Source organism: Okeania sp. SIO2B9 (assembly GCF_010672505.1).
GTDB classification, from domain to species: domain Bacteria; phylum Cyanobacteriota; class Cyanobacteriia; order Cyanobacteriales; family Microcoleaceae; genus Okeania; species Okeania hirsuta.
Window position 1 is genome coordinate 1 of sequence record NZ_JAAHGK010000885.1, and the last position, 3,316, is coordinate 3,316.

Annotated in this window: 2 protein-coding genes; both read left to right on the top strand. The window is 35.7% G+C overall.

What is annotated here, in order from left to right:
* The first annotated feature begins 412 nt into the window (after positions 1-412).
* Positions 413-1,699 carry a phosphopyruvate hydratase gene (eno, locus tag F6K13_RS24965; protein WP_124142750.1) on the top strand — a complete coding sequence of 429 codons (1,287 nt, stop codon included), beginning with the start codon at positions 413-415 and terminating at the stop codon, positions 1,697-1,699.
* A gap of 584 nt (positions 1,700-2,283) precedes the next feature.
* The gene (locus F6K13_RS24970) at positions 2,284-3,018 is read left to right on the top strand and encodes a class I SAM-dependent methyltransferase (RefSeq protein WP_124142749.1); all 735 of its coding nucleotides are present in this window, start codon (positions 2,284-2,286) and stop codon (positions 3,016-3,018) included.
* The last annotated feature ends 298 nt before the right edge of the window (positions 3,019-3,316 follow it).

Here is a 3,316-nt window from a genome sequence, read left to right on the forward strand (position 1 = left end):
TTAATTTTTCAAAATATACTTTTTTTGACTATAAAAAATTGATTTAATGGTTTTATATAGTCAAAAAAAGTATATTTTGAAAAATTAACTCATCATTAATATTCAACTAAAACTCATCATTTTGATATGAGTACGAATAGAAATATTGAGATTAAATATATTTTAAAAAATTATTAAAAAAATATATGAAATTACATATTTAGGTAAAATTAGTGGTATAGAAAGAGAATTGATAAAATTATTAAACATTTTTGATATCTAGCTCAAAAGCCGGATTAACCTTCTATTCTGTCAGTGGAAATGCTAAATTTTGCTAATTTGGGTTGACAAAGACGACTCCCCATAGCGTAAGAAACCCGTAATTAGTATTTAGCCAATACCATCAAACTTGACAGAATAAGGAAGAAAAAATATGGAGACAGGTATTGAATCAATCCACGCCAGAGAAATTCTTGACTCCCGTGGTCGTCCAACAATTGAAGCGGAAGTCCACCTAGGCAACGGTATAGTTGGACTGGCCCAAGTGCCTAGTGGTGCATCTACAGGTAGCTTTGAAGCTCATGAACTTCGGGATGGAGATCAGGGACGCTACGGTGGCAAAGGGGTACTCACAGCAGTCAAAAACGTAGAAGAACAAATTACCCCCACCCTAGTCAAAATTAATGCTCTCAACCAAACCTTAGTTGACAGCAAAATGATCGAAATAGACGCTTCCCCTAACAAAAGCAACCTAGGAGCAAATGCTATCCTTGCGGTCTCCCTAGCAACAGCTAAAGCGGCAGCTAACTCTGTTGGTATGCCATTGTATCGCTATTTAGGTGGCCCACAAGCAAGTCTGCTTCCAGTACCCCTAATGAACGTCATTAACGGCGGTGCTCACGCTGCGAATAACGTAGACATTCAAGAATTTATGATCGTACCTGTGGGCGCACCTTCATTTAAAGAGGCATTGCGCTGGGGTGCAGAAGTCTTCGCTACCCTAAGTGGAGTTCTCAAAGACAAAGGTTTACTAGGTGGAGTAGGAGACGAAGGTGGTTATGCTCCCAACTTAGGTTCAAACCAAGAAGCATTAGATATATTAATTGCAGCGATTGAGAAAGCTGGTTACAAACCAGGAAAACAAGTAGCTCTTGCCCTAGATGTAGCAGCTAGCGAATTTTACAAAGATGGTAACTATATTTACGACGGCGCAACTCATTCTCCCACTGAATTGATTGATTATTTAGCTAGTTTAGTAGATCGATATCCCATTGTCTCCATAGAAGATGGCCTACATGAAGACGACTGGGACAGTTGGGTACAGCTCACCCAAAAATTAAGTAGCAAAATTCAATTAGTGGGAGATGACTTATTTGTTACCAACCCTTCTCGTTTACAAAAAGGCATTGATATGGGTGCTGGTAACTCAATTTTAATTAAACTTAACCAGATCGGTTCCCTGACTGAAACTCTAGAAACTATTGACTTAGCCACTCGTAATGGTTTCCGTTCAGTTATCAGTCACCGCTCGGGAGAAACAGAAGATACAACTATTGCTGATTTAGCCGTAGGAACACGGGCAGGTCAGATTAAAACTGGTTCTCTCTGTCGTAGTGAACGGGTGGCCAAATATAATCGATTGTTGCGGATTGAAGATGAATTGGGTGATCGCGCAGTTTATGCAGGTGCAGTAGGTTTAGGACCAAAAGGAAGAAGTTAGCCGAAAACTAGCAAAAACTGAGCGATAATACCAAAAATATTATGGGAAGAAACTCAACAAGTGTAATTTTTGAGTTTCTTCCCATTTCTCAGGGATTAAGCCAAAATTTAAGTGTTGACTTGTGGTCAGTTTCTCAACTAATCTTGAATATATACAACCGATTTGCTATACTTTTTGAGCTAAATTTAGCTTCTGAAGTAGCTAGTATATTGAGCAATTTCGGACTAGGTAGGTTGAATGGAAATATATTATGCCAATAAAATGATTAAACCAAGAAACTGTAGGCTAATGATTAGGCAAGAACATATCAAATGGGTTCTGTAGGACTTTCTTGTAACTCTAGCAAGAAAGATTTTTGATGATAGATAAAACTAAAGTTTTATTCAATAGTATTATGAAGTGTCTAAATGCCCTCTTCAAGAGGCTTAAAGAGTTTTAGAGAAGGCATTTAAAAACTTTTTAACTATTTGCACGGTAATTAGGGTTATATACCTTTTTAACGTCGAGGGTTCTGCCTGTTTATAATTTAAGCTTATTGTCTGGCACTGTTTTGTCTAGGTCATGTTAATTAAACTAAAAAACTAATGAAAAAAATATTGAAACAACAAATCAATCAATATACTGGCATTACAAAATATTACGATCTTTTGATGACCGCAGGTTATTATGATTACGACACTCAAACAGATGCCCTAGCAGAAATTCTTAAATCAAGTGACTCTGTTTTGGAATTAGGAGTTGGTACAGGATTAGTTGCGGAAAAATTAATCAAAAAATTACCTGAAATTGATTTTTTAGGAATCGATTTCACTGAAAGTATGTTGGTGAAAGCACGACAGCGCCTTGGTGAAAACGTGGCTTTACACCATAAAAATGTATTAACTATGGATTTAGAAAGGAAGTTTGATGCAGCTTTTTCTAATGGAGGAATTTGGTATTTTATCGACGACGGCCAAACAGAATATACCTTTTGTAGCCATTTGCCAAAAGTAGAAAATATTATTAAAAGTTTCCAGAATGTGGCAAATCATTTAAACGATGCAGGATACTTAATTTTTAGTGTTCAAGGTGTTCACAAAGATTATGAAGAAACTCTATCTAATGGGATAACTTACAGTCAAAAAATCTTACCAATTCCCCATGATAAATTTGATAAACACTATATATTTTCTCAGGATCAAGTTGTCTTAGCAAAGCAAACTTGTACTTATCAACTTCTACCAGAAACTATGGCTCAACTCTTATTGGATGAATGTGGTTTTAAATTTCAAAATATAACTTCCTGCAAGCAATATCATGTCTATCAGAAAATTAGGTAATCCTGATTTTAGTCAAACTAAAAGTTAAAAGTTAGAAAATTAAGAAATTAAAACGTCATGTGCAACTTTTTCCAATCAAGAAGATAATAGTAACTTTAGATCAAAAGACTTTGATCTAAAGACTCAGAAACAGTAATTTTTCCCGGCTTTGTTGCACATCGTATCATTTCAGTTATTAGTACCTCCTCTCCTACTTTAGTAGAAGGTTTGAAATACTGAAGTTGATTTTTTTATCCCCTTGAAAGGGCAGGGCTAATTCTTTGTCATCAGACAATATTTACAACCCTATATTTTTGGA